General features: G+C 68.6%; 23 protein-coding genes, 1 tRNA gene and 1 pseudogene. 15 read left to right on the forward strand and 10 right to left on the reverse strand.

Features of this window, described 5'->3' with window-relative positions:
* Nucleotides 1–16: 16 nt before the first annotated feature.
* Nucleotides 17–574: a hypothetical protein gene (locus tag O5I81_RS13305; RefSeq protein WP_271065360.1), complete on the reverse strand. Its 558-nt coding sequence runs from the start codon at nucleotides 572–574 to the stop codon at nucleotides 17–19.
* Nucleotides 571–1,908 (reverse strand): bifunctional UDP-N-acetylglucosamine diphosphorylase/glucosamine-1-phosphate N-acetyltransferase GlmU, encoded by a 1,338-nt coding sequence (gene glmU / locus O5I81_RS13310; protein WP_271065361.1) that lies wholly within the window; start codon nucleotides 1,906–1,908, stop codon nucleotides 571–573. The genes O5I81_RS13305 and glmU overlap by 4 nt, the downstream gene beginning before the upstream one ends.
* A 57-nt stretch (nucleotides 1,909–1,965) precedes the next feature.
* Between glmU and O5I81_RS13315 the strand changes: the two genes are divergently transcribed.
* From O5I81_RS13315 to O5I81_RS13330, 4 genes are all read left to right on the forward strand, one after another.
* Complete coding sequence (locus tag O5I81_RS13315) at nucleotides 1,966–2,676, forward strand: HAD-IA family hydrolase (RefSeq protein WP_271065362.1); 711 nt, start codon at nucleotides 1,966–1,968, stop codon at nucleotides 2,674–2,676.
* Between the two features lie 16 nt (nucleotides 2,677–2,692).
* Nucleotides 2,693–2,767: transfer RNA gene (locus tag O5I81_RS13320), tRNA-Val, on the forward strand.
* Nucleotides 2,768–2,874: 107 nt separating this feature from the next.
* Nucleotides 2,875–3,189, forward strand: coding sequence for a hypothetical protein (locus O5I81_RS13325; protein WP_271065363.1), 315 nt, complete (start codon nucleotides 2,875–2,877; stop codon nucleotides 3,187–3,189).
* 36 nt (nucleotides 3,190–3,225) lie between these two features.
* Nucleotides 3,226–3,906, forward strand: coding sequence for a metallophosphoesterase family protein (locus O5I81_RS13330; protein WP_271065364.1), 681 nt, complete (start codon nucleotides 3,226–3,228; stop codon nucleotides 3,904–3,906).
* Here the strand turns inward: O5I81_RS13330 and O5I81_RS13335 are convergent.
* Entirely contained in the window at nucleotides 3,884–5,227 is a 1,344-nt protein-coding gene (locus O5I81_RS13335) for a glucoamylase family protein (protein WP_271065365.1), read from the reverse strand. The genes O5I81_RS13330 and O5I81_RS13335 overlap by 23 nt on opposite strands.
* A 1-nt stretch (nucleotide 5,228) precedes the next feature.
* On the reverse strand, nucleotides 5,229–6,401 hold the full coding sequence (locus O5I81_RS13340) for an aspartyl/asparaginyl beta-hydroxylase domain-containing protein (protein ID WP_271065366.1): 1,173 nt from the start codon (nucleotides 6,399–6,401) through the stop codon (nucleotides 5,229–5,231).
* Between the two features lie 115 nt (nucleotides 6,402–6,516).
* Here O5I81_RS13340 and O5I81_RS13345 point away from each other — a divergent pair, with 115 nt between their 5' ends.
* Genes O5I81_RS13345 through O5I81_RS13355 form a run of 3 tightly spaced genes read left to right on the forward strand, consistent with a single transcriptional unit; the run spans nucleotide 6,517 to nucleotide 8,770 of the window.
* Nucleotides 6,517–6,969 (forward strand): MotA/TolQ/ExbB proton channel family protein, encoded by a 453-nt coding sequence (locus O5I81_RS13345; RefSeq protein ID WP_271065367.1) that lies wholly within the window; start codon nucleotides 6,517–6,519, stop codon nucleotides 6,967–6,969.
* Complete coding sequence (locus O5I81_RS13350; protein ID WP_271065368.1) at nucleotides 6,969–7,280, forward strand: BlaI/MecI/CopY family transcriptional regulator; 312 nt, start codon at nucleotides 6,969–6,971, stop codon at nucleotides 7,278–7,280. The genes O5I81_RS13345 and O5I81_RS13350 overlap by 1 nt, the downstream gene beginning before the upstream one ends.
* Nucleotides 7,281–7,333: 53 nt before the next feature.
* A complete protein-coding gene (locus O5I81_RS13355; RefSeq protein ID WP_271065369.1) occupies nucleotides 7,334–8,770 on the forward strand; it encodes a Mur ligase family protein in 1,437 nt (478 codons plus the stop codon).
* Here the strand turns inward: O5I81_RS13355 and O5I81_RS13360 are convergent.
* Nucleotides 8,693–10,486 carry a DUF4153 domain-containing protein gene (locus O5I81_RS13360; protein WP_271065370.1) on the reverse strand — a complete coding sequence of 598 codons (1,794 nt, stop codon included), beginning with the start codon at nucleotides 10,484–10,486 and terminating at the stop codon, nucleotides 8,693–8,695. The two genes, O5I81_RS13355 and O5I81_RS13360, sit on opposite strands and share 78 nt — an antisense overlap.
* 158 nt (nucleotides 10,487–10,644) lie before the next feature.
* On the opposite strand from O5I81_RS13360, the gene O5I81_RS13365 reads away from it, so the two are divergent.
* Genes O5I81_RS13365 through O5I81_RS13380 form a run of 4 tightly spaced genes read left to right on the forward strand, consistent with a single transcriptional unit; the run spans nucleotide 10,645 to nucleotide 14,163 of the window.
* Nucleotides 10,645–11,760, forward strand: coding sequence for an MlaE family lipid ABC transporter permease subunit (locus O5I81_RS13365; protein WP_271065371.1), 1,116 nt, complete (start codon nucleotides 10,645–10,647; stop codon nucleotides 11,758–11,760).
* Nucleotides 11,757–12,599 (forward strand): ATP-binding cassette domain-containing protein, encoded by an 843-nt coding sequence (locus tag O5I81_RS13370; protein WP_271065372.1) that lies wholly within the window; start codon nucleotides 11,757–11,759, stop codon nucleotides 12,597–12,599. The genes O5I81_RS13365 and O5I81_RS13370 overlap by 4 nt, the downstream gene beginning before the upstream one ends.
* Nucleotides 12,599–13,537, forward strand: coding sequence for an MlaD family protein (locus O5I81_RS13375; RefSeq protein WP_271065373.1), 939 nt, complete (start codon nucleotides 12,599–12,601; stop codon nucleotides 13,535–13,537). Before O5I81_RS13370 ends, O5I81_RS13375 begins: the two co-directional genes overlap by 1 nt.
* On the forward strand, nucleotides 13,534–14,163 hold the full coding sequence (locus tag O5I81_RS13380; RefSeq protein ID WP_271065374.1) for an ABC-type transport auxiliary lipoprotein family protein: 630 nt from the start codon (nucleotides 13,534–13,536) through the stop codon (nucleotides 14,161–14,163). Before O5I81_RS13375 ends, O5I81_RS13380 begins: the two co-directional genes overlap by 4 nt.
* Nucleotides 14,164–14,333: 170 nt before the next feature.
* Here the strand turns inward: O5I81_RS13380 and O5I81_RS13385 are convergent, their stop codons facing one another.
* The 4 genes from O5I81_RS13385 to O5I81_RS13400 form a co-directional block, all read right to left on the reverse strand.
* Nucleotides 14,334–15,740 (reverse strand): D-arabinono-1,4-lactone oxidase, encoded by a 1,407-nt coding sequence (locus O5I81_RS13385; protein ID WP_271065375.1) that lies wholly within the window; start codon nucleotides 15,738–15,740, stop codon nucleotides 14,334–14,336.
* A complete protein-coding gene (locus O5I81_RS13390) occupies nucleotides 15,740–16,084 on the reverse strand; it encodes a c-type cytochrome (RefSeq protein ID WP_271065376.1) in 345 nt (114 codons plus the stop codon). Before O5I81_RS13390 ends, O5I81_RS13385 begins: the two co-directional genes overlap by 1 nt.
* 639 nt (nucleotides 16,085–16,723) lie before the next feature.
* On the reverse strand, nucleotides 16,724–17,617 hold the full coding sequence (folD, locus tag O5I81_RS13395; RefSeq protein ID WP_271065377.1) for a bifunctional methylenetetrahydrofolate dehydrogenase/methenyltetrahydrofolate cyclohydrolase FolD: 894 nt from the start codon (nucleotides 17,615–17,617) through the stop codon (nucleotides 16,724–16,726).
* A gap of 54 nt (nucleotides 17,618–17,671) precedes the next feature.
* Entirely contained in the window at nucleotides 17,672–18,196 is a 525-nt protein-coding gene (locus O5I81_RS13400; RefSeq protein WP_271065378.1) for a hypothetical protein, read from the reverse strand.
* Nucleotides 18,197–18,345: 149 nt separating this feature from the next.
* Here O5I81_RS13400 and O5I81_RS13405 point away from each other — a divergent pair, with 149 nt between their 5' ends.
* The 4 genes and pseudogenes from O5I81_RS13405 to ligD all read left to right on the forward strand — a co-directional run bounded on the left by O5I81_RS13405 (nucleotide 18,346) and on the right by ligD (nucleotide 23,331).
* Nucleotides 18,346–19,527: a VWA domain-containing protein gene (locus tag O5I81_RS13405; RefSeq protein WP_271065379.1), complete on the forward strand. Its 1,182-nt coding sequence runs from the start codon at nucleotides 18,346–18,348 to the stop codon at nucleotides 19,525–19,527.
* A gap of 72 nt (nucleotides 19,528–19,599) precedes the next feature.
* A complete protein-coding gene (locus O5I81_RS13410; RefSeq protein ID WP_271065380.1) occupies nucleotides 19,600–20,475 on the forward strand; it encodes a hypothetical protein in 876 nt (291 codons plus the stop codon).
* A 17-nt stretch (nucleotides 20,476–20,492) separates the two neighbouring features.
* A pseudogene (locus O5I81_RS13415) lies at nucleotides 20,493–20,617 on the forward strand (hypothetical protein); the annotation flags it as partial.
* Nucleotides 20,618–20,661: 44 nt separating this feature from the next.
* Nucleotides 20,662–23,331, forward strand: a complete 2,670-nt coding sequence (ligD, locus tag O5I81_RS13420) for a DNA ligase D (protein WP_271065381.1) — start codon at nucleotides 20,662–20,664, stop codon at nucleotides 23,329–23,331.
* On the opposite strand, the gene O5I81_RS13425 is transcribed toward ligD, so the two are convergent.
* Nucleotides 23,328–24,167 carry a Ku protein gene (locus O5I81_RS13425; RefSeq protein WP_271065382.1) on the reverse strand — a complete coding sequence of 280 codons (840 nt, stop codon included), beginning with the start codon at nucleotides 24,165–24,167 and terminating at the stop codon, nucleotides 23,328–23,330. The genes ligD and O5I81_RS13425 overlap by 4 nt on opposite strands.
* Nucleotides 24,168–24,202: the final 35 nt, after the last annotated feature.

Genomic DNA, 24,202 nt, shown 5'->3' on the forward strand with positions numbered 1-24,202 from the left:
CGGGTCGAGGACAACCTCATGGCGCCGGGCTCGCGAAGACGAGGGCCGCCAGCTTGCCGCCGGCCGCATCGACGACCGCCAGGGTCCAGAAGCCGCCGTCCTTCATGGCGGCGGCAAAGGCGGCATCGCTCTTCGGAACCAGGGCGCGCTTGCCGTCCTTCTCCACGAAGGAAACGGAGGTCCGTTCGCCCGGCGCCGCCTTCGGCAGGCCGAGCCAGCCGCGCAGCTCGGCCTCGGCCGCTCCGGTTTCGTCCGGACCGGAGACCGTGCAGGCCCGGATGCGCTGGGACGTCGGCGCCAGGGCGTCGGTCCGGTCGGCGACCAGCACGGTCCACAGCACCTCGCCGGCCTGGCTTTCGTACTTGCGGATGCCCTTCCCGGCGTCCTCGGGCGTCGTCACCTCGATGTAGCCCGCGCCCTCCAGGCCTTCCAGCGACTGGTCGAAGTCGGGACGGACGCCCAGGCAGACCCGGTCGAAAATCTGGCCGAGCGGGGTGGAGAACTTCGCCGCCGCCTGGGCGGGGGACAGCAGGCAGGCGCAGGCCAGCAGGCCAAGGAGGACGGCCCGTCTCATTTCGCCGCCTTCGCCCGCTGCTTGGCCGCCCGGAAGCGGGCCGCCCAGCCGGGCTTGGCTTCCTGGGCCGGGCGGGACAGGGCCAGGGCGTCGTCCTCGACATCGCGGGTGATCACCGAGCCGGAGCCGGTCATTGCGCCGGCCCCGATGCTGACCGGCGCCACCAGGCTGGAGTTGGAGCCGATGAAGGCGCCCGCGCCGACATGGGTGTCGAACTTGTCGAAGCCGTCGTAGTTGCAGAAGATGGTGCCGGCCCCGATGTTGGCCTTCTCGCCGATCGTGCCGTCGCCCAGGTAGGACAGGTGGTTGGCCTTGGCCCCGGCGCCGACTTTCACCTTCTTCACTTCCACGAAGTTGCCGATATGGGCGTTCTCGCCGATGTCGGCGCCCGGACGCAGGCGGGCGTAAGGCCCGATGATGGCGCCCGGCCGCACCACGGCGCCCTCGACATGGCTGAAGGCGCGGATCGTCGCCCCGGCCTCGATCACCGCCTTGGGGCCGAACACCACGTTCGGCTCGATCACCGCCCCGCCGGCGATCTGCGTATCCCAGGATAGGAACACCGTCTCCGGCGCGACCATCGACACCCCGGCCGCCATCAGCTCGCCGCGCCGCCGCTGCTGCCAGAGGTATTCGGCCCGCGCCACGCCGGCCTGGTCGTCGGCCCCCATCACCGCCGTCTCGCTGGCGAAGGCGACGCCGACCCGCGCGCCGTCCTGGTTGGCCAGGCCGACGATGCTGGTGATGTAGTACTCGGCCTTGACGTTGTCGTTGTCGACCCGACCCAGCCAGTCGAACAGCGGCCCGGCCGGACCGACCAGCATGCCGCTGTAGCAGGCTCCGACCGCCAACTCCTCGGCCGTCGCATCCCGCGCCTCGACGATGCGCAGCAGCCGACCGTCGGCGTCCTGGATCATCCGGCCGTAGAGCGCCGCATCGGCCGGCTCGAAGGCCAGCATGGTCAGCTCGCCCGTCCCGAACAGCGGTTCCAGATCGGCGGCGGTCAGCAGCGGGCAGTCGGCGTTGGTGACCAGCACCTCGCCCTCGAACCCGGCCAGGGCTTCCCTGGCGCAGAGCACCGCATGGGCCGTGCCCATCGGCGGGTCCTGGATGGCGACGGCGGCCTCGCCCAGCCGCGCCTTCACATGCGCCGCCACCGCCGGGCTGTGCGTTCCGCAGACGACCACGATCCGCTCGCAGCCGGCGCCCTGCGCTGCATCGATGGCGCGGTCCAGCATGGTGCGGCCGCCCACCCGGTGCAGAACCTTGGGGGTCGGCGACTTCATTCGCGTTCCCTGGCCGGCGGCCATGATCACGGCGGCGCGCTTGCTCATCGAGTCGTCCTGGAAGCCCGTTGCATTGGCGGAAGCTTTAGCCGAAAGCCCGTTGCGATGGCTAATCCGAATGACCTTTCCGGCTGGACGATCGTCTTCGATCTCGACGGAACGCTGATCGAAACCGCCCCCGACCTTGCCGGCGCCCTGACCACCCTGCTGGTCGAGGAGGGGCTTACCCCGCCCCCTTACGAGAAACTGCGCACGCTGATCGGCCGCGGCGGCCGCTGGATGACCCAGCAGGCGCTGGAGCTTGCCGGCCATCTGCCGACGACCACGGAGCTCGACCGCCTGTTCGAGCGGATGCTGGTCCTCTACCTGGCCCGCATCGCCGACGAGAGCCGACCCTTCCCCGGGGCGGTCGAGGCCATGGACGCCCTGACGGCCCGCGGCGCCATCCTGGCGGTCTGCACCAACAAGCGGACCAGCCTGTCGGTCCCGCTGTTCGACGCCCTCGGCCTTGGCTCGCGATTCGCCGCCATCATCGGCGCCGACCTCGCCCCCGCCCCCAAGCCCGATCCGCGCCACCTGCTGATGACCATCGCCGAGGCCGGCGGCGATCCGGCCCGCTCCATCCTGGTCGGCGACACCGAGAGCGACACCCTGGCGGCCCGGGCGGCGGGCATTCCCTGCATCGTCACCGACTTCGGCTACAGCCAGATCCCGGCCGCGGAGCTTGGCGGCCACGCCGTCATAAGCCACTTCGACGAGCTCGCCGCCCTCGTCACCGACCTTGCCGCTTGCGCCGTTCCAGCCGGCTCGCTATAGACCCCGCCTCCTGAGAGGATGTGTAGCTCAGCGGGAGAGCACCTCGTTCACACCGAGGGGGTCACAGGTTCAATCCCTGTCACATCCACCACTCCTTCCTGTCCCCATCCCCATTTCTACCCAGCGACGCATCGCCGCGTTCCCAGGCCGCGCACGTCCGCGTAACAATGCTCTCCGGATTGGAGAGGGGGACTCACGGTGTTGCAGTGGTACTGCGTCATTCGCCATCCGAGCGGGCCGACGCCCGAGGCTGGCCAGGACGAGCATCGTCACTGGTTCGGCCTGTCGCGGGTGCTGATCGAGCGCGCCGCCACGCCCGGCCCCCGCACGCTGATCGAGGTTCGCGCCTACCGGAGCCGCCGCCGCGCCGAGTCCGACGCCCTCGCCGGCAGCGCTCCCAGCCATGCCCGCGACACCGCCTCCCTGGTCCAGGTCAACGCCTGGTTCCCCTTCCGCGCCTGCCTGCGCAGCCTCAAACCGGGTCTGCGCCGCCCGCTCCGCCCCGCCGCCTAGCCAAGGCCACAGGCGGGGCGCATGAAGTCCCCGCCCATGCGTATCATCGATCTGCCAAGCACCGAGCTGACCTACGCCATCGGCGACATCCATGGCCGCCTGGACCTGCTCGAGCGCGCCTTCGGCCTGATCGAGGCCCATGCCGGGACCCGCGATTTCCAGGTCGTCTGCCTCGGTGACTATGTCGATCGCGGTCCCGACAGCCGGGGCGTCATCGACTTCCTGATCCACCAGCAGCGCCGCATCCGCCTCACCTGCCTGAAGGGCAACCACGAGGACATGATGCTCGATGCCATCGAGGCCGGAGAATGGTCCTTCTGGCTCGACAACGGCGGCGAGGAGACCTGGTCCTCCTACCTCGGCGAGGTTCCGGACCAGCACCTGGCGTGGCTGCGCGCCCTGCCCGTCAGCGCCCGCGACGCCGACCGCTTTTACGTCCACGCCGGGTTCATGCCGGGGCTCGATCTGACCGACCAGGACGAGGAGGCCTGCCTCTGGATCCGCGGTCGCTTCCTCATCGCCGAGGCTGAGGAACTGCCGGGCCATGTTGTCCACGGCCATACGCCGAGACACAACGACAAGCTGGCCATGGAAGAGCCCGAACGCCTGCCCCATCGCACCAATCTGGACACCGGCGCCTGCTGGACCGGCGTTCTGGGCGTCGGCGTGTTCGAGCCGGGCCGGGCCGGGCCGGTCAGCGTCCTGCGGGTCCGGTGACGACGGAATTATCCGCCTGGAGCCAGCCGCCCACGAACCCGGCTCGTTCCAGGCCCCGTCGGATCACCGGCTCCTCGCGCATCAGCCGCCAGATCAGGCCTGAGCGATGGTTCTCGATCATCGCCACGATCGGTCCCTGGTCGATGCCGAGCATGTCGCGGCTGACCCAGCCGGTCATCGGCTTGACCTCGCCATGGTCCGGCGGGGCCCTGTCGACCGACGGATTGAAGGCGTCCTGGAAGCCGTGCGGGCCGTAGATGGCCGGCCCGTGGTCGTCGATCATCCGGCGCAGGGCCGACGTCACCGCCTCGGGCGCGAACGGCAGTGAGGCGGCCACCGCCGTCGGGGCCAGGGTGCCGTCGTCGAAATCCCAGGCCCCGCGCGCCGAATAGGCCCGAAAGCTCTTCAGCGAGAAGCCGCGCAGGCGGGTGAACTGGCCGGGGCCGTCGCAGGCGGTCAGGCCCCAGGCGTCCTGGCCATAGCCGTTCCAGCGGCCCGGATTGTCGCTGGCGTAAGCCTGCTGGGCCAGCACGGCGCGGCGGCTGTTCTCGAAATAATCGAGACCCGCTTCACGCATGAAGCGGTCCCGCACGCCCCGGAAGTCGATCCACAGCTGGCTATACTGGTGGCCGAACATCGGCCCGAAGGCCAGGTGCGGGGCCGGCGCCGTGGTCCAGCTCTTCGGATAGCTGGCGCACCAGGCTTCCCAGGCTGTCTCCGGCACCGGTGAGCCCTCGGCCCCCAGCGCCAGCACGTAGAGCAGCATCGCCTCGTTGTAGCCGCCCCACTCGTAGGGAATGAAGCCGCGCTCCGGCGACCAGCCCAGCGCGAACCGCCCCGACGGCCGCAGGGCGAAGGCCCAGTCGACCCGGGCCATCATTCTCTGGGTCCGCTCACGGATCTCGACCTCGACCGGCTCAAGGCCGTCGAAGTACCGCGCCGCCGTCAGAGCCCCGGCCAGCAGCAGGGCGGTGTCGATGGTCGACAGTTCGCACGTACCGGAGCGAAGACCCGTCTGCATGTTGAGGAAGTGGTAGAACCAGCCCCGAGTGCCCGACACCCCCTCGGCGGCGTCGCCCTGCGGCGCGGTCTCCAGCGTGCGCAAGGCCCGGGCGGTCAGGTCGGCGGCGCTGGCGCGCGGCATCCAGCCTCGCGACGCCCCGGCCACCCAGCAGGTCAGGGCGAAGCCGACGGCGGCGATGGAACAGGCGGAAGGGGTCGGCCAACGGTCGGCGGTCAGCCCCGAGGTCCGGTCGGTGGCCGAAACCAGACCGGCGAAGGTGCGCGCCTGGATCTGGGCGATCAGGTCCTCGTCGGTCACCTCAAACGCCCCATGCGGCCGGTCCGCCGCCATAGGCGTCCACCGCCGCGAACAGGCTGGCGACCATGTCCCGCTCGGCCTCACTCAGCTCCGGGCGCCAGACGTCGAAGATCAGAATGATGCGGTCCTCGCCGCTGTCGTTCCAGGCCTCGTGCTCGATGGTGTCGTCGAACAGCCAGGCCTTGCCCTCCCGCCATTCGCGGGTCTCGTTGCCGACCCGGAAGCCGCAGCCGCCCGGCACGATCAGCGGCAGGTGGCCGATCAGGCGGGTGTTGATGAAGCCGTTATGCGGCGGAATCCGCGCTCCCGGCGCCAGGCGCGAGAACAGGACCGAGGGCGTGCGGCCGGCGATGCCGCACAGCGGCAGTCCCGCCATCGACGCCATGGTCGCCGGGCAACGGTCGGCCACCTCATCGACGCGCTCGCCATCGCGCCACAGATAGAGCGCGCTCCAGTCGGAGTTGTCGCGCATGCCGTGGCCGTCGTCGAACGGCCGGTCCGACTGGCTCTTCAGATAGGGGGTGAAGGCCGCGCCGTCCCTGAGCAGCGCCTCCAGTTCGCCGCGGATTGCCGGCGCGGCCGCCTCCAGGCCGGCCAGCCAGGGAAACGGCTCGCGGCCGTAGAACTGGATCTGCGGCAGGCCGGGGAAATAGTAGTGGCGGGGCTCCTGAAGATAGATCCGCTTGCGCCCCAGCATCAGCTCGACCGACTCCCGGAACCGCTCGCCGCCCGGCCCCTCGGCGACCGGACCGACAGCGCCCAGCAGATGGCGCTCGTAGTCGGCAGCGTAGGCGTCGCTCATCGCCTGGGCCCGGCGCAGCTCGGCGGCCAGTTCCGGCGGCAGGCGCGCGGGCTCAGGCCAGACCTTCAACGCCTGGCGACAGAAGGCGGCGGCCGCGCGGGCGTCTCCGGCCGCGGCGAAATGGTCGGCCTTCATCATCAGCCCGCGCAGGTGTCGCGGATCGATGGCCAACAGCCGGTCCAGCGCCGCCAGCATGGCGGCCGCATCCCCCTGCCCCCGCGCCGCCACGGCCAGGCCCAGGAACACCGGCCCGTCGGCCCGGCCGGTCGCCACGATCTGCTCGAACAGCGCCCGCGCGACCGCGAAGTCGCCGCGCCCGAGCGCCTGGGCGCCGGACTGGGTCAGAAGGCGGGGATCGATGACCGAAGACATGGCCCGATCTGAAGCAGGCGCGCGGGGCCGGTCAACTGGCGATCTGAATTTACGGTTGACAGATGTCTACAGTCGTAATCTTGTGTGTCTACAAACGTAGACAAGGAGATGCTCGATGAAGTCCCCCGCCCTTTCCCTCACGCCGGCGATCATTGTCCTCGCCCTCGCCCCGGTCCAGGCCCATGCGGCGACCCTGAACCCGACACTGGTCTTCCTCGACGCCACGCCGGCCATGAAGGTCGTCATGCTCCTCCTGGTCGCCCTTACTCTCGCCGCCATGGCTGTCTGCGCACGCAAGCTGATGTCGGGCCCCGACCTTAGCGGTGGCTCGAGCTTTCTCTCGGCCCTGCGGCTCGGCGGTCCGCTGCTCGGCCTGCTGGGCGGGGCTTACAATGGGCTAATGATCTTCATGGGCCTGTCGCGAGGGCCGCAACCCTTCTACGTCGTCGCGCCGGGCCTCGCCGAAAGCGCCATGCTGGTGCTGCTCGGCCTGCTGTGCGGGGTTGTCGCGGTCGTCTGCCACTGGGCCGTCGAGGCGCGGATCGACCGTACGGTGCTGAGCCGCTGATGCGCATCACCGAGGCCGAGAGCGAGGTGCTGGCGGCCCTGTGGCGGCGGGGGCCGATGTCCTTCGCCGCCCTCATCGCGGAGGTGAAGCTCGTGCAGCCCTGGGGCGACGCGACCATCAAGACCCTCCTTCACCGCCTGATCCAGAAGCAGGCGGTGCAGTCGGTCCGCCAGGACGGCCGCCAGCTCTACCACCCGCTGCTGGAGCGGCGGGCCTATGTGCTGGACCAGGTCCAAGGGCTGGCCGACCGCCTGTTCGCGGGCGACCGGGCCGCGCTGCTGCGGGCCATCGGCGAGCCGCCGGCGGCCTGACGCGCCGCGCCCGGGGATTTGACAACGCCGCCGCCGCGCCCGACATCCTCCCCATGAGCAGCGACACGCCCCGCCACATCCATTTCATCGGCATCGCCGGCGCCGGCATGAGCGCCGCCGCCCTGATGATGCGAGACGCCGGTCACGTGATCGGCGGCTCGGACGAGGAAGCCTTCCCGCCGATCAGCACCTATCTCGAGACCATGGACATCCCCTTCAAGCGGACCCTGGCGGCCGGGAACATCGGGCCGGAGATCGACCTTGTGGTGCTGGGCGGCAGCGCCAGGCTGGCCGGCGAGGCCAACCCCGAGTTCACCGAGACCCGCCGCCGCGAAATCGAGATGACCGGCTTTCCGCAGTTGATCGCCGAGCAGACGAGGGACCGCGACGTCACCATCGTCGCCGGCAGCTTCGGCAAGTCCAGCTGCACCGCCCTGCTCGCCCACATCCTGCGCGAGGCGGGCAAGGACCCCGGCTACATGATCGGCGCCATTCCGGCCGGTGGCGGCCCGACCGGGGCCTGGGGCTCGGGTCCGATGATCCTGGAGGGCGACGAGTACATCGTCAGCCAGACCGATCGCCGCTCGAAGTTCATGCTCTACGACGTCGACCACCTGTTGCTGACCTCGCTGGTCCACGACCACCTAAACGTCTTCCCGACATACCCCGAATACGAAAAACCGTTCCGCGACCTGCTCGCCCGCCTGTCGCCTGACGCCACCCTGGTTATGCGCGACAGCCCCTCTCTCAGGGCGATCGCCGCCGACAGCGTCGCGACCCCGGTCTGGTACGGCACGGCGACCGGCGAAGGCTGGTACTGCCGGGACGTCACCTTCGGCGAGGTCTCCAGCTTCACCCTGGTCTCCCCGGAGGGCCGCACACTCGCCCTCGAGACCCAGCTGCTCGGGGCCCACAACATCGAGAATGTGGTCGGCGTCGCCGCCTTCCTGCTCACCCGTGGCCTGGTCACCGAAGACGAACTGCAGTCGGCCGTCGCCAGCTTCCAGGGCATCCGCCGCCGCCTCGACCGCCTGACCTCGGTCTCCAGTGTCCCGGTCATCGAAGGCTTCGGCTCGTCCTACGAGAAGGCCCGCTCGGCCATCGAGGCCATGCTGCTGCACTACCCCGGCCGGCCGCTGGTGGTGATCTTCGAGCCCCATACTTTCAGCTGGCGCAACGCCGAGGGCCTAACCTGGTACGACACCGTCTTCGACGACGTCGCCCGCGTCATCGTCATCCCGCCCCCGACCCATGGCGCGGCCAGCCACAGCCAGCTAACCCATGACCAGATCCTGGCCCGCATCAACGCCGCCGGCGTGCCGGCCGTCGGCGCGGCCACCCCCAGCGAATGCGAGGCCGCCCTGGCCGACCTGAGCGGAGACGAGGTGGTGCTGCTCCTCTCCTCCGGCCCGCTACTTGGCCTTCCCGCCAGCCTTCCCGCCCTCTTCGACGGTCGGTGGGGTGGTCGTGACGGTGAGGGTGACGTCTAGGCACGGCGTCTGATCGGGCTGGACGGTCCAGCGGGCGCCATTCAGGTCGATCTCATTCCAACGGCTGGGCCGAACCTGGGCCCGTCCGGCCCGGAAGGCGACCCAGGGATCATCTTTCGCGCAGACGACCGCTGGATTGATTTCTCCCTGCCTGGCCCAAACGCCTTTGGCGTCTTGCTCGAACAAGACGGCGGGCCCACCCGCGCTCAGCAGAACTTCCTCACGGCCGTCGCCGTTCAGATCGAGCAGGAAAGCCTCGCAGGCCGGCAGCTCCTTGCGACACATGCCGCTCGCCAGCCCCTTCCAACGGGCCTTGAAGGCTTCGGGCAACGCCTTGCCGGCCGGATAGACCTTGGCGTCCTCAGCCGTTTGTTCCGCGCCCAACGCTGCGTCATAGCTGCGGCTCGTCCGCGCCTTGGCCTCCCTGGCCAGCCGGCCGATATCGCCGCCCGCCTTGCTCAGCCTGTCCAGCGCCCTGGTCCCCATCTGGCCGGACCCGAACCGCAGGTAGTCGAAATCGAAGTCCGCCGGCTTCACCTTGCCGGCCAGCAGTCGGCTCACCTGGTTGTCGACCGACAGCCGCACGGGATCGGCGAGCGGCGACAGCAGGGCCAGCAGCACCACCAGGCCAACAATGCTGGTCGCCACATTGGTCGGCTCCAGCCGGCGCATCACCGGTCCGGGCAGGACGACGGCGATGGCGTATCCCACGGCGTAGCAGGCGCCGACCACGACCCCGGCCACGGCGATGATCCGCTCGATGGTCAGGCCGTACTGGCCGATCCGCAGCCACAGGGCATAGGCCGCCAGCACAGTCAGCGGCAGCAGAAGCAGCCCGCCCAGCCGCATGGCCGACCGCAGGGCCACGGGCAGCGGCTTCTCGCGCCCGCCGTCCTGATAGGCGGCGTTGATCAGCAGGATCAGGCTGGCTCCCGCCCCGACCAGGATCATCGCGGCGCTGCCGGTCTTCCACAGCGGCTCGAGTCCCGTGAACGGCAGGGCCAGCAGGAAGGCCAGGGTCAGCCCGGCCAGCAGCGGCAGCAGCCAGCCCAGCAGGGTCAGAGCCACCGTCCGCACGCCCTGGATCAGGCCCAGCCGCACATCGGTCAGGTGCACCGCGACGGCGAAGGCCAGGGCGCTGGAGGGAATGGCGAACCAGCGCTCGCCGATGACTTGGGCGAAGGCCTTGACCCCGATCATGCCGAACAGCGCCGCCCCAATCCCCAGCACCGCCCAGAAGATGCCGGTGAAGGCCAGGGCCAGGACCAGCTGCACGCCATGCTTCCAGGAGACGTCGAAATAAGTCGGATAGCCGGCGATCCGGGCGCGATCGCGCGCGGCGGCGACGATCAGGCTGTGGGCGATAAACAGCCCGACCAGCACCGCAACCATGACCAGCGGCGAGGGAATGGTCTCGAAACCGTCGAGGCCGCGATAGCCCTCCATCCAACCCACGGCGGCCACGACCGACAGGGCAACGACCGACCAGACGATCAACGCCCGGCGTTTCAACGACCCCAGCCCGCTGAGAATCACCGGCCCGGCCGCCAGCGCCAGCACCACCAGGGCGATGAACAGCGGCCGGTCGCTCACCGGCCAGACCTTGCGCTCGGCCGCCTCCGACAGGCCGAACAGCGCCAGCCCCTGGATCAGTCCGACGCCCAGACGGGTCAGCAGCAACCCGCGGTCCGCCCCGGCGTTGTGCTCGGTATCCATGCCCATATCCCGCTTCCCCCTGTGGCCGGCGAGCCTCGCCCAGGCCTCAACCGCGAGCAAGCGCGCATTCCGTGCAGTCCCCGGGACGCGAAAGCCTTTGCGGCGGGCGCGGCGCATGTCACTTTCCCACCGCGACAAGGAAAGCCGCTAAACCGTCCATGCCCAACCCCGCCGAATTTTCGCTGCAGCAGGGCGAGCATGGATCGACCGCCGTCCTGACCGGGGACTGGACGGCCGAAACGCTCGATGACGCCGGCCTGCGCCTGGCCGAGAACCTGCTGCATTCGAAATCCGTCAGCCTCGACATGCGCGGCATGGGCCGCTGCGACACGGCCGGCGCCTATGCCATCATCCGCGCCGCCGACGGCCGCGAGAGCGCAGGCGTGCTGCTGGCCCGGCCCGAGACCGAGCGCCTGCTGCATCTGGTCGGCGAGGCCGTGCAGGCCGAACCCACGCCGCCGCGCCAGCATCGCGGCTTCTACGAACTGCTCGTCCGCATCGGCCGCGGCGTCGTCAACGTCTTCCACGACCTCTACGAGACCCTGATCTTCCTCGGCCACCTGATGACCTCCATCGGCCGGGTCATCATCAACCCACGCAAGTTCCGCGGCGCCCCCTTCGTCTCCCTGTGCGAACGGGCAGGCCTCGACGCCATTCCGATCGTCGCCACCACCACCTTCTTCCTCGGCGCCGTTGTCGCCCTGCTCGGCATCAACACCCTGCGCAGCTTCGCCGCCGAGGTGCTGGTGGTCGAGTTGATCGGCATCTCGGTGCTGCGCGAGTTCGGCATCGTCATCACCGCCGTCCTGCTGGCCGGCCGCTCGGCCTCGTCCTTCGCCGCCGAGATCGGCTCGATGAAGATGAACCAGGAGATCGACGCCATGCGGGTGATGGGGGTCGACCCCTTCGACGCCCTGGTCCTGCCGCGCTTCCTGGCCCTGCTGGTGACCCTGCCGCTGCTGACCTTCGTCGCCGACCTGGCCGGCCTGGTCGGCGGGGTGGCGGTGACCACCTCCATCCTCGACCTGTCGCCGACCTTCTTCTGGCAGCGGATCGCCGACAACGTCGGGGCCACCAACTTCTGGGTCGGTATTTCCAAGGCCCCGGTCATGGCCATCGTCATCGCCGGCATCGGCTGTCGCCAGGGCATGGAGGTCGAGGGCGATGTCGAAAGCCTCGGCCGCCGGGTGACCTCGGCCGTGGTCCAGGCCATCTTCGCCATCATCCTGCTCGATGCCCTGTTCGCGCTCCTCTACATGGAGCTGAACATATGACCGACCAGTCCGACATCGCCCACGAACAGTCGCTGGCCGACGACGGCCTCGACGCCGCCGCCCCGCCCATCGAGGTGCGCGGCCTGCGGTCGGTGTTCGGCGACAACGTCGTGCACGACAACCTCGACCTGGTGGTCAAGAAGGGCGAGGTGCTCGGCGTCGTCGGCGGCTCGGGCAGCGGCAAGTCGGTGCTGCTCAACACCATCATCGGCCTTAAAGAGCCGGACGGCGGCACGGTCCGCATCTTCGGCCAGGACATCCAGAACGCCAGCCGCCGCAAATGGTCGGCCATCGAGCGGCGCTGGGGCGTCCTCTTCCAGGCCGGGGCCCTGTTCTCCTCGCTGACGGTGAAGGAAAACGTCGCCGCCCCGCTGCACGAGCACACCGACCTCAGCCGCAGCGAGATCAGCGACCTCGCCGAGTTGAAGATCGCCCTGGTCGGCCTTCCCCCCCGGGCCGGGGCCCTGAAGCCCTCCGAACTGTCCGGCGGCATGCGCAAGCGGGCCGGCCTGGCCCGCGCCCTGGCCTTCGACCCCGAACTGCTGTTCCTCGATGAGCCGACCGCCGGCCTGGACCCGATCGGGGCCGCCGCCTTCGACGAACTGATCCTCGACCTCAGCCGCAGCCTGTCGCTGACGGTGTTCATGATCACCCACGATCTGGACAGTCTCTATACAATCACCGACCGGGTCGCCGTGATCGCCGACAAAAAGGTCGTGGCCGTTGAACCGGTCCATGCACTTGAGCATTCCGAACACCCCTGGATTAGGGAATACTTCCTGGGTCCACGCGGACGCGCCGCCCATTCGGCGATCCGCGCGGGGGGCACGAGGGTCTGATGGAAAGAAACGCCAACTACGCGCTGGTGGGGGCCGCGACGCTGCTGCTGTTCATCGCCGCGGTCGTCTTCGTCTTCTGGCTGGCCCGCCTGGGGTTCAACAAGAACTACGACGAGTACGATGTGCTGTTCGTCGGTCCCGTGCGCGGCCTGACCGAGGGCGGCGAGGTGCATTTCAACGGCATCAAGGTCGGCGACGTCTCCTCCATCAAGCTCGACGCCCGCGACCCCAACCGCGTCATCGCCCGGGTCAAGGTGACCAGCGACGTGCCGATCCGCGAGGACAGCTACGCCACCCTGGAACCGCAGGGCATCACCGGCATCAACTATGTGCAGATCACCGCCGGCGACCCGGCCAAGCGGTTGTTGAAGGACACCGTCTCGCCCGGCGAGATTCCGGTGATCAAGACCCAGCGCAGCGCCCTCTCCGACCTGCTGGCCGGCGGCGGCACCGTGCTGACCCGCACCATCGAAGCGCTGGACCGTATCAACCGCGTGCTCGGCGACGAGAACATCAAGACCTTTGGCGCCGCGCTCGATGATCTGCAGGCGGTGACCGCCGAGGCCCGCGAGCAGAAGGAAATCATCGCCGACGCCCGCCGCGCCCTGGCCACCTTCGAGGAAACCGCCAAGGCCTATACGGCGCTGGCCAAGGACGGCCAGACCTTCATCAACAGCGACGCCAAGACGGCGGTGGCCAACATCGACGAGGCCGCCCGCAAGGTCGACAAGGCCGCCGCCGATGTCTCGGCCGTGCTGACCAAGCTGGACGGACCGGTGAACGACTTCGCCACCGACGGCCTGCCGCAGCTGACCAACGCCATCACCACCCTGCAGGGGGCCGCCGAGTCCCTCGACCGGCTGGTGACCGAAGCCGAGAAGAGCCCGCAGACCCTGGTCGGCAAACCGCCCGCCGAGAAGAAGAAGGTGAAGCCGTGAGGACCACCCTGTTCCGAGCCCCCAACCCGCTTAGGGCATTTGGTGTCGCGGTCATCGCCGTGGCCCTGTCGGGCTGCATCACCCTCTTCCCGGAGGCCGAGCCGGCCAGGCTTTACCGGTTCCAGATCGCCGCCCCGTCGGAGGTGGCCGCCAAGACCTTCACGGTCACCCGCGGCCCGATCGCCTTCGACCGCGCCGCCGCCAGCGATGGCATCGTCGCGGTGACCGGCGACACGGTGCAATACATCGACAGCGCCCGCTGGGTGGCCCCCGCCCAGCAGATCTTCGAGGAAGAACTGGTTCGCGCCTTCCAGGCCGGCCCCGCCCGCCTGGTCGGTCGCGGCGAGGTCGGCAAGAGCGACTGGCTGATGCGTCTGGACGTCCAGCGGTTCGAAGCGGCCTACCGCAACGGGCCCGAAGGCGCGCCGGTGATCGTCGTCGAGATCAAGGTCGCCCTGACCCGCAACGTCCGCGACGGGGATACCTTCGAGACGGTGCTGAAGACCGAGGTCCAGGCCAGCGAGAACCGGGTCAGCGCCATCGTGCCCGCGTTCAACACGGCTCTGACCAAGTCGCTGACCGATCTGAACAGCTGGATCGTGGCCACCGGCGGTCGCCCCTCCTAACCTGTCATCTAACCTGTCATCCTCCGGGCCCGCGAAGCGGGAACCGGGGGACCCAACGTTCCGCGTGAAGACTGTCGAGAGTCTATCCAGAGCCGCCCTGGGTCCCCCGGTCCGCTTCGCGGCCGGAGGATGACAGGAAATGAGGCGGATGGCCTGTTCTCCTGCCCCCCTCACGCCAGGTCGAACAGTCCCGTCAGATAGGGATTGAGCATCCGCCCCTTCGGATCGAGCTCCCGCCGCACCTCCAGGAAATCCTTCCAGCGCGGATACAGCGCCGCCAGCCTCTGGCCCTTCAGGCTGTGCAGCTTGCCCCAGTGCGGCCGCCCGCCTGCCCGCTGGAAGATCGGCTCGATCAGGTCGAAGAAGAAGGCGTAGTCATCCTTGTACCAGGCATGCACGGCCACAGAGCCGCGCGGGCCCTGGCCGAACGGCGACAGCCACGCGTCGTCGGCCGCGATCCGACGCACCTCGATGGGGAAGAAGACATCCTTACGCTCCTTCTCGATAACCGCCTGAACCTCCTTAAGCGCCGCCAGCTGGGTCTCCGGCGGCAGGTGGTATTCCATCTCGTTGAAGCGCACCGGTCGCTCGGTGGAGAGCAGCTTCCAGCCCTCGTCGACCGCCGTCTCCGGCTCCGTCCCGCCCAGCAGCAGGCCGGCCACGCTCTTTCGCACCCCGTTCGACCAGCCGAAGGTGTTGCGCAGCATCTTCAGCGCCTCGAGAAAGGCGTCGTCCTGGCTGGGCGGCGGGGCGACGGCGGCCTCATCGGTCTCGTCATGGGTAATGTTGGCGGCCAGGCCCGTGAACGGGATGGCGTAGAATTCGAAGTTGCGGTGCGTCTTCCAGCGCTCCTCCGCCTTGCCGAGCGTCTCCTCGAACGGCTCGATCCACACCCGCCGCCGCAACCGCCTGTTGGCCGTCGTGCGCAGCTTGACCTGGGTGATGATCCCCAGCGCCCCCAGCGACACTCGGGCGGCATTGAAAACCTCCGGACGCTTGGCCGCGTCGCACTCGACCGTCTCGCCGTCGGCGGTGACCAGGGTCATGGCCGTCACGTCGCCGTGGATGGCCGGCAGGCTGATCCCCGTGCCGTGCGTCGCCGTCGAGATGGCCCCGGCCACCGACTGCTTGTTGATGTCCGGCAGGTTGGCCATCGCCCGGCCCCTGGCGGCCAGCGCCGGCCCCAGGGCGCCCAGCCGCGTCCCCGCCTTGACGACGGCGGTGTCGCCCTCCCAGCCGACCACCCCGGCGATGGCGTCCAGCGACACCAGCGTACCGTTGGTCGCCGCCAGGGCCGTGAAGCTGTGCCCGGCCCCGACCGCCCGGATCGGTCCCTCGGCGGCCTTCAGCCCCGCCGCCAGCTCGGCCTCGTCCTTGGGCGCCAGCCGCTGGGCCGGATAGCTGTTCTGGATGCCCGACCAGTTGCGCCACAGCATCCGCCCCTGCGGATTGACGGCATCCGGCGATGGCGGTTCGGGCTTTTCCCGGTTGGCGATGACCGCCGCCCCGCCGGTCGCCAGGACCGCGCCGCCGACCCCGGCCGCTCCGATAACGATCGCCTTGCGCCGCGTGACCATCACTTGGCTCCCGACATGAAGTGGATCAGCGCCTCATAGTCCGCCGCCGTGCAGCCCGCGCACTGCCCCCCGGCCGGCATCGCCTTGAAGCCCTGTACCGTATGGCCGACCAGCGTCGGCATCCCCTGCTTCACCCGCGGCGCCCAGGCCGCGACATCCCCGGCCAGCGGCGCGCCCGATCCCGTGATCGTGTGGCAGGTCTTGCAGGAGGTCTCGTAAAGCCCGGCCAGACGCGTGTCGGCCGGAACCAGCGCCGCCGACTCCTCCGGGGTGATCGGCTTGGCCTGTGGCGCGCAGGCCATCAGCGACAGACCCGCCGCCGCAACGAGAAGAAATCTGATCATGCCATCCCCAATAGGCGCGTGAGTCCGCCCTTGGATGAAGGTGACACCAGCGTCACCTATTTTGGCAAGCCTTCCGGCGACATCCGCCGCAGCTTTGCCCCCCTCCAACGCCCGTCATCCCGGAAGACCGCGAAGCGGGCTATCCGGGACCCAGGGGGTGCGTGATCTCGCTGTCCAACGCAGCTTTCCGTCCGGTGCGCTGCAACCCCTGGGTCCCGGACAAGCGCTGCGCGCTTTCCGGGATGACGGGCGTTTGGGAAGGCGATACCAGGCCGCCAGTCGCAGGACGCGCCACCGACCCGGAAGAAAATTTTAATTCAATCAATGGTTTAATGAATATGTCTAGACATATTCATCGACTTTCCGGGCCCTGGACCGACCATCGACGAGGCGCCGCTCCGGCGCGTAGGTCGCGGCGACCGCGTCTCGCCCCACAACCCCCGCGCATCGACCTACGCCTGCCCCACACTCCGGCCTACGTCCACGCCCCCCCCTGCCCACGCCAAAGCCCACGCAGGCAAGGGTTTCAGGCCGCTCGCGGGGTTCTCCACGCGGCGCCCGCTTTTTTCCGTAGGTCGGGCCCTCGGGTATAATGGACAGCCGCTTCGATAACCGCCGCAACCGGGGCTTCGAATGACCCTAGCCGATCCCATGCAGCCGCCGGGCCGCCGTCAAGGTGTTCTGCAGCAGGCAGGCGATGGTCATCGGCCCCACCCCGCCTGGCACCGGCGTGATCCAGCCGGCCACCTTGACCGCCTCGTCGAAGGCCACATCGCCGACCAGCCGGGTCTTGCCCTGCGCCGCCCTTTCCGGATCGCGCGACGGCAGCCGGGTGATGCCGACATCGATCACCGCCGCGCCCGGCTTGATCCAGTCGCCCTTCACCATTTCAGCCCGCCCGACGGCGGCCACCAGAATGTCGGCGGTGCGGCAGATGGCCGGCAGATCGACGCTGCGGCTGTGGGCGATGGTCACTGTGCAGTCGGCGGCCAGCAGCAGTTGCGCCATCGGCTTGCCCATCAGGTTGGAGCGCCCGATGACCACCGCATGCTTGCCCGTCAGATCGCCCAGCGCGTCCCTGAGCAACATCATGCAGCCGACCGGCGTGCAGGAGGTCAGGGCCGGCAGGCCGCTGGCCAGGCGCCCCGCGTTGGTCACGGTCAGCCCGTCGACGTCCTTGTCCGGCGAGATGCGGGCGACGATGCGGTCCTGGCTCAAGTGCGGCGGCACGGGGAACTGCACGAGGATGCCGTGGATGGCCGGATCGCTGTTCAACTGGTCGAGCAATCCGAACAGCTCGGCCTCGGTGACATCGGCCGCCAGCCGATGCGTTTCCGAATACATGCCGGCGGCGGTCGTCTGCTCGCCCTTGTTGCGGACATAGACCTCGCTGGCCGGGTCCTCGCCGACCAGCACCACGGCCAGGCCCGGCGTCAGACCGTGCGAGGCCTTCAGCGCCGCCACCTCCTCGGCCACCTGCTCCCGCACACGGGCGCTGAAGGCCTTGCCGTCGATGATGATCGCGTCGCTCATGGGGCTCTCCGGGTTGGCGAGCCCCTACTCCGTGCCGGCGCGACTCGCAACGCGTCAGCGCAGGGTGGTCAGGGCGATCGCCTGCTCGACGGCCCGCATGGCGGTGTAGGCGTCCGATCCGGCGACGAAGAGCGAGAAGCGAATACTCGGCTCTTCCAAGGCGCAGATGGCTCCGCCGGACAGGCTCGGCACGTCGTCATAGACCCAGCACAGGAAGGTCCCTGCCTTGCCGGCCGTCTTCAGGGTCTTGCGCTGGATGCCCATCGACGGATCGCCGATCATCGACGCCCGGTTCATCTTGGTCATCACCGTCTCGACGAATTTTTGGGGCGTGGTGTCGTTCGGCGTCATGGTGCTGTAGGCCAGCGTCACCTTGGCCGGCTTCTTCTCGATGGTCAGGGTGCAGTCGAAGACATGGCTGCGCGATCCATTGGCCGCGGTCTGGACCGGCTGGGCCGTGCAACCGGCGAAGCTGTCGGGCGCAATGATCGACCGGCCGCTCCCGAGGTCGACGGTCTCGGCGCTGGCGACGGCGGGCAGGGCCAGGAGAAGTGCGGCGATGGCGGCGGTCTTGATCATGCGAGGCTCCATTCCTCCGCTGACCATAGGCGCCGCCCACAATGCCGCATCCCCCAAAGCGGGGTGAGGCGGCGGGCCTCGCGTTCCGCTGGACAGACGGCCCGCAAGCCCGCATCCTGCAACTTCAAACGACTGTTCGGACGCCGCCCATGTTCATGACCTTCTTCTCGGAGCTGCGCCAGGCCAAGGTGCCGGTGACGCTCAAGGAGTACCTGGTGCTCATGGAGGCGCTCGACAAATCGGTCATCGACCGCTCGGTCGAGGATTTCTACTTCCTGTCCCGCGCCACCCTGGTGAAGGACGAGAAGAACCTCGACAAATTCGACCGCGTCTTCAGCCACGTCTTCAAGGGCCTGGAGATGGTCGGCGACGGCCTGACCTCCGAGATCCCGGCCGAGTGGCTGAAAGCCCTGACCGAGAAATTCCTCACCGACGAGGAGAAGGCCGCCATCGAGGCCATGGGCGGCTTCGAGGAGCTGATGAAGACGCTGCAGGAGCGTCTCGAGGAACAGAAGAAGCGCCACGAGGGCGGCAACAAGATGATCGGCACCGGCGGCACCAGCCCCTTCGGCGCCAACGGCTACAATCCCGAAGGCGTCCGCATCGGCCAGGACAAGGGCCGCCACGGCCGCGCCGTGAAGGTCTGGGACAAGCGGGAGTACAAGAACTTAGACGACAGCGTCGAACTGGGCACCCGCAACATCAAGGTCGCCCTTCGCCGCCTGCGCAAGTTCGCCCGCGAGGGCGCGCCGGACGAGCTGGACCTGGACGGCACCATCAAGGGCACCAGCCGCAAGGGCTACCTCGACATCGTCATGCGGCCCGAGCGCCGCAACAAGATCAAGGTGCTGATCTTCTTCGACATCGGCGGCTCGATGGACAGCCACATCAAGCTCTGCGAGGAGCTTTTCAGCGCCGCCCGCACCGAGTTCAAGAACCTCGAGTTCTACTACTTCCACAACTGCCTCTACGAGAGCGTCTGGAAGGACAACCGCCGCCGGGCTCAGGAGAAGACCAACACCTGGGACGTGCTCCACAAGTTCCCAAGCGACTACAAGGTCATCTTCGTCGGCGACGCCACCATGAGCCCCTACGAGATCACCTATCCAGGCGGCAGCGTCGAGCACTGGAACGAGGAACCGGGCGCCATCTGGATGGACCGGGTCACCCAGATCTACCACAGCTGCATCTGGCTGAACCCGACGCCGGAACGCCACTGGGACTACACCCAGTCGATCGGGGTGATGAAACAGCTGGTGAATGACCGCATGTTCCCGCTGACCATCGAAGGGCTGGACAAGGCGATGAAGGAGCTGGTGCGGGGGCATTGACCTTCGGCTTGCACCGCCTGACAAATCCCGCGATGGTCCCCGCCAACCAGTTGTAACCGGGGGTTTTTCGCCGTGGACGCCAGCACCATCACCATCATTTCCATCGTCGCCGGCCTGGCCGTCGGCGCCATCGGCGGCCTCGTTCTGGCCCGGGCCCTCAGCATGAAGGGCGGCCTGCTGATCGCCGGCGTCATCGTCGTCGGCGCCGCCGGCGGGGCGCTCGGCTGGTTCTTCGCCGACCACGACCTGGTGCCGAACCAGAAGTACGCCAACGCCCGCAAGGACGCCGAGCGGCTGCCCGAGGTGGCGACCCTCAAGCAGTACTACCCGGCCGACTACGCCAAGATGCAGAACGACATGGAGATGATGAAGGGCAAGCGGCTGGGATCCACCGGCATCGCCCAGCTGGTTCATGCCAACGCCCGCGCCGTGCTGAGCCGCGAGATGAAGAAGGCCAGCGACGAGAACCTCATCGCCCTGATGAAGATCCGCCGCGACAAGGCCGAAGCCCTCGGCAAGGTCTCACCGGCCTATTGCTACAACTTCACCCGCGGCGCCCGCCTCGACTTCGATCCGGACACCGTGGTCAGCGCCGACCTCGTCCAGCGCGAACGCGCCGCCACCGCCGCCATCCTCGAACAGGTGGCCACCAACCCGGTGAAGGACGCCGCCGGCGCCAACCTCAATCCCGAGGACGGCGGCAAGCTGGTCGACCTCTGGTACGACGTGCAGATGAAGAACAAGATCGGCGACCAGGCCCTGGCCGGCTTCACCCCCGACGACGCCAAGACCGTCCGCCAGCTGACCGGCCGCAACATCTCGGTCAGCGACCCCAAACGCCAGGCCCTGCTCTGCCGCTACAACATCGCCCTGCTCGACGAGACCCTGAAACTGCCCCCGGCCAAGGCCGCCACCGTCGCCCGCCTGAACGTCGGCAAGGGGCTTTAGGGCCGACCAACCTCCGTCATCCCGGCCGTAGCGCAGCGAAGAGCCGGGACCCAGGGGGTGCGTGAACTCGCTGCTTCAACCGCCCGTGCGCCGGCCCCTGGGTCCCGGATCGGCTCTGCGAGCCGTCCGGGATGACGAATGAGTGGGAATTTGAAGCCAACAGCAGGCCACACGCGTTGACGGCTCATGGCCACCCGAGACCTCAAAACCTACGACAGCAAGCGCGACTTCGGCGTCACCGCCGAGCCGAGCAGCCAGGCGGCCGTCAAGCCATCCAAGGCCCTGCGGTTCGTCATCCAGAAGCACGCCGCCACCCGGCTGCACTATGACCTGCGGCTGGAGTGGGAGGGCGTCTTCCTGTCCTGGGCCGTGACTCGCGGCCCCTCGCTGGACCCGGCCGACAAGCGCCTGGCCGTCGAGGTCGAGGACCACCCGCTGGCCTATGGCGATTTCGAGGGGACCATCCCCAAGGGTCAGTATGGCGGGGGCTCAGTCATGGTGTGGGACCGGGGGTATTGGGCGCCCGAACCCGGCTTCGATGTCGCCAAGGGGCTGAAGAAGGGAGAACTCAAGGTCGTCTTCGCCGGCGAGCGGGTGAAGGGCGGCTATGTGCTGGTCAGGCTGCGCGGCGACAAGTTCGGCGGCAAGCGCACCAACTGGCTTCTGATCAAGCACCGCGATGACTATGTGAAGGAGGGCGATGGCGAGGGTATCCTCGAGCGCAACGCCACCTCCATCGCCTCGGGGCGCAGCATGGAAGACATCGCCGCCGGCAAGGGCAAACGGCCCACCGCCTTCATGACGAAGACGGCGCCGAAGGCCGACGCGGTCTGGCGCTCGAGCGACCCCGAAGCCAGCGGCGAGGCCGCCGCGAAACAGACCGCCGCGCCGAAGGCCGCCCCTCGACAGACGTCGCGAGCACGGAAACCCAAGGCCCTGAAATCCTTGCCCGACTTCATCGAACCGCAGCTCTGCAAGCTGGTCGACCGGCCGCCGGTCGGCGCCCGCTTCGGCCATGAGATCAAGTTCGACGGCTATCGCATGCAGCTGCGCGTCGAGGGCGGCAAGGCGACCCTGCGCACCCGCAAGGGCCTCGACTGGACCCACAAGTTCGCCGCCATCGCCAGGGACGCCGCCGCCTTGCCCGACAGCATCATCGACGGCGAGATCTGCGCCCTCGACGACAACGGCTCCCCCAGCTTCGCCGGCCTGCAGGCCGCGCTGTCGGACGGCATGACCGACGATCTGATCTTCTTCGCCTTCGATCTCATGGCCGAGGGGACGGAGGACCTGCGCCCCCTCCCCCTCTCCGACCGCAAGGCCCGCCTCGAGACCCTGATCGGCGAAGGCACGCCGCGCCTGCGCTATGTCGAGCACTTCACCCAGGCCGGCGACGCCGTGCTCAGCTCCGCCTGCCGCATGGATCTGGAAGGCATCATCTCCAAGGACCTTGGGGCGCCTTACGAGTCCGGCCGTTCGACGACCTGGACCAAATCCAAATGCCGGGCCGGCCATGAGGTGGTCATCGGCGGCTGGACCCAGACGGGCAGCGCCTTCCGCTCCCTGATCGCCGGGGTCTTCAAGGACGGCAAGCTGGTCCACGTCGGCCGCATCGGCACCGGCTTCGGCAAGGACAAGGTCGCCACCCTGCTGCCGAAGCTCAAAGCCATCGAGATCGATAAGTCGCCCTTCAGCGACAAGGAGCCCAAGGGCCGAAGCGGCACCAAGGCCGGCGACTCCCACTGGGTGAAGCCCCAGCTCGTCGCCGAGATCGAGTACGCGGGCCTGACCGGCGACGGCAACATCCGCCAGGCTGCCTTCAAGGGTTTGCGCGAGGACAAGCCGGCCAAGGAGGTCGAGGCCGAGGTCGCGCCGGCCTCGACGGAGTTGGCCGAGCCCAACCCGGCGGTCGTCAAGTCGAAGACCGTCACCGTCCGCGCCGCCAATTCGGCCGAGGTGCTAGGCGTGCGTCTCTCCAGCGTCGACAAGCCGCTCTGGCCGGACGGCGGCGACGGATCGCCCGTCACCAAGCTCGAGCTGGCGCAATACTACGAGGCCGTCGGCGCCTGGCTGCTGCCGCACATCAAGGGCCGGCCCTGCTCGATCATCCGCACGCCCGAGGGCGTCGACGGCGAGAAGTTCTTCCAGCGCCACCTGATGAAGGGCGCCTCGAACCTGCTGACCGAGACCTTTGTCAGCGGTGACCGCAAGGGCTACCTGCAGATCGACCGTGTCGAGGCCCTGATCGCCGTGGCCCAGACCAGCGCCACCGAACTCCACCCCTGGAACTGTCAGCCCTTCGCCCCCGATGTCCCTGGCCGCCTGGTCTTCGACCTCGACCCGGCGCCGGGCGTCACCTTCGACGACGCCATCGAGGCGGCCCGCGAGGTCCGCGACCGCCTGGAGGACCTCGGCCTCGTCAGCTTCTGCAAGACCACCGGCGGCAAGGGCCTCCACGTCGTCACGCCGCTGACCAAGTCAAAGATCGACTGGCCGACCGCCAAGGCCTTCGCCCGCGAGGTCTGCGCCCGCATGGCCGCCGATGCGCCGGACCGCTACCTGATCACCATGAGCAAGGCCCAGCGCGAGGGCCGGATCTTCCTCGACTACCTGCGCAACGACCGGATGAGCACGGCCGTCGCGCCGCTGTCGCCCCGGGCCCGCCCCGGCGCGACAGTGTCGATGCCGCTGACCTGGACGCAGGTGAAGAAGGGGCTGGACCCGGCGAAATACACCATCCGCACCGCCCCGAAGATCGTGAAGGGCATGAGCGCCTGGGAAGACTACGGCGACAGCGAGCGCCCCATCGCGGCGGCGATCAAGCGGCTGGAGCGCGGGGCGAAGGCGGCGGCCTAAGCCCGCTTCTTCGCCGGCGTCTTGGCGGCGGCCTTCTTGGCGGGCGCCTTCGCGGCTCCGCCCTTCGCCTCCAGGCTCTTCTTCAGCGCCGCCATCAGGTCCACCACATTGGTGTCCTCCGGCTCCTCGGCCTTCACCGTCCGCCCCTTGCCCTTCTTCTTCTCGGCGATCAGGTCGCGCAGGGCATCCTCGTAGCGATCGTTGAACTTGGAGGGATCGAACGGCCCCTCCTTCTGCTCGATGATCTTCTCGGCGATGGCGACCATCTCCTTGTCGCCCTTGTGGGCCGGGATGTCGTCGAAGTAGTCGCCGACGTCGCGCACCTCCTTGTTCGAGCGCAGCGACCAGGCGATCAGCCCCTTGCCGCGCGGTTCGATACCCAGCAGCCGCTCACGCTGGTGCATGACCAGCCGGGCCAGGGCCACCTTCTTGGTCTTGCCCATGGCGTCGCGGATGACGCTGAACGCGTCCAGCGCCAGCTTGCCGTCCGGCACCAGGTAATAGGGATTGTCCCAGTACAGCCGGTCGATATCGGCCGCGTCGACGAAGCGCTCGATATCAATGGTCCGGGTGCTTTCCAGCCGCACCGCGTCGATCTCGTCCTGGGTGACGACGATGTAGCTGTCCTTCTCGAATTCGTAGCCCTTGACCAGATCCTTGCGCTCCACCGGTCCTTTCTCGGGGTCGGTCGGGATCATCCGGATGCGGTTGTGGGTGTCCTTGTGCAGCAGGTTGAAGTGCACCTCGCCGCTGGCTTGCGTGGCGGTGTAGAGGGCCACCGGACAGGTGACGAGCGACAGGCGCAGGTGGCCTTGCCAGGTGGGGCGGGCTGCCATGGTGGATCTCCGAATGCCGGAGTCCAACGCCCGCC

The organism is Caulobacter sp. NIBR1757, assembly GCF_027912495.1.
GTDB lineage: Bacteria > Pseudomonadota > Alphaproteobacteria > Caulobacterales > Caulobacteraceae > Caulobacter.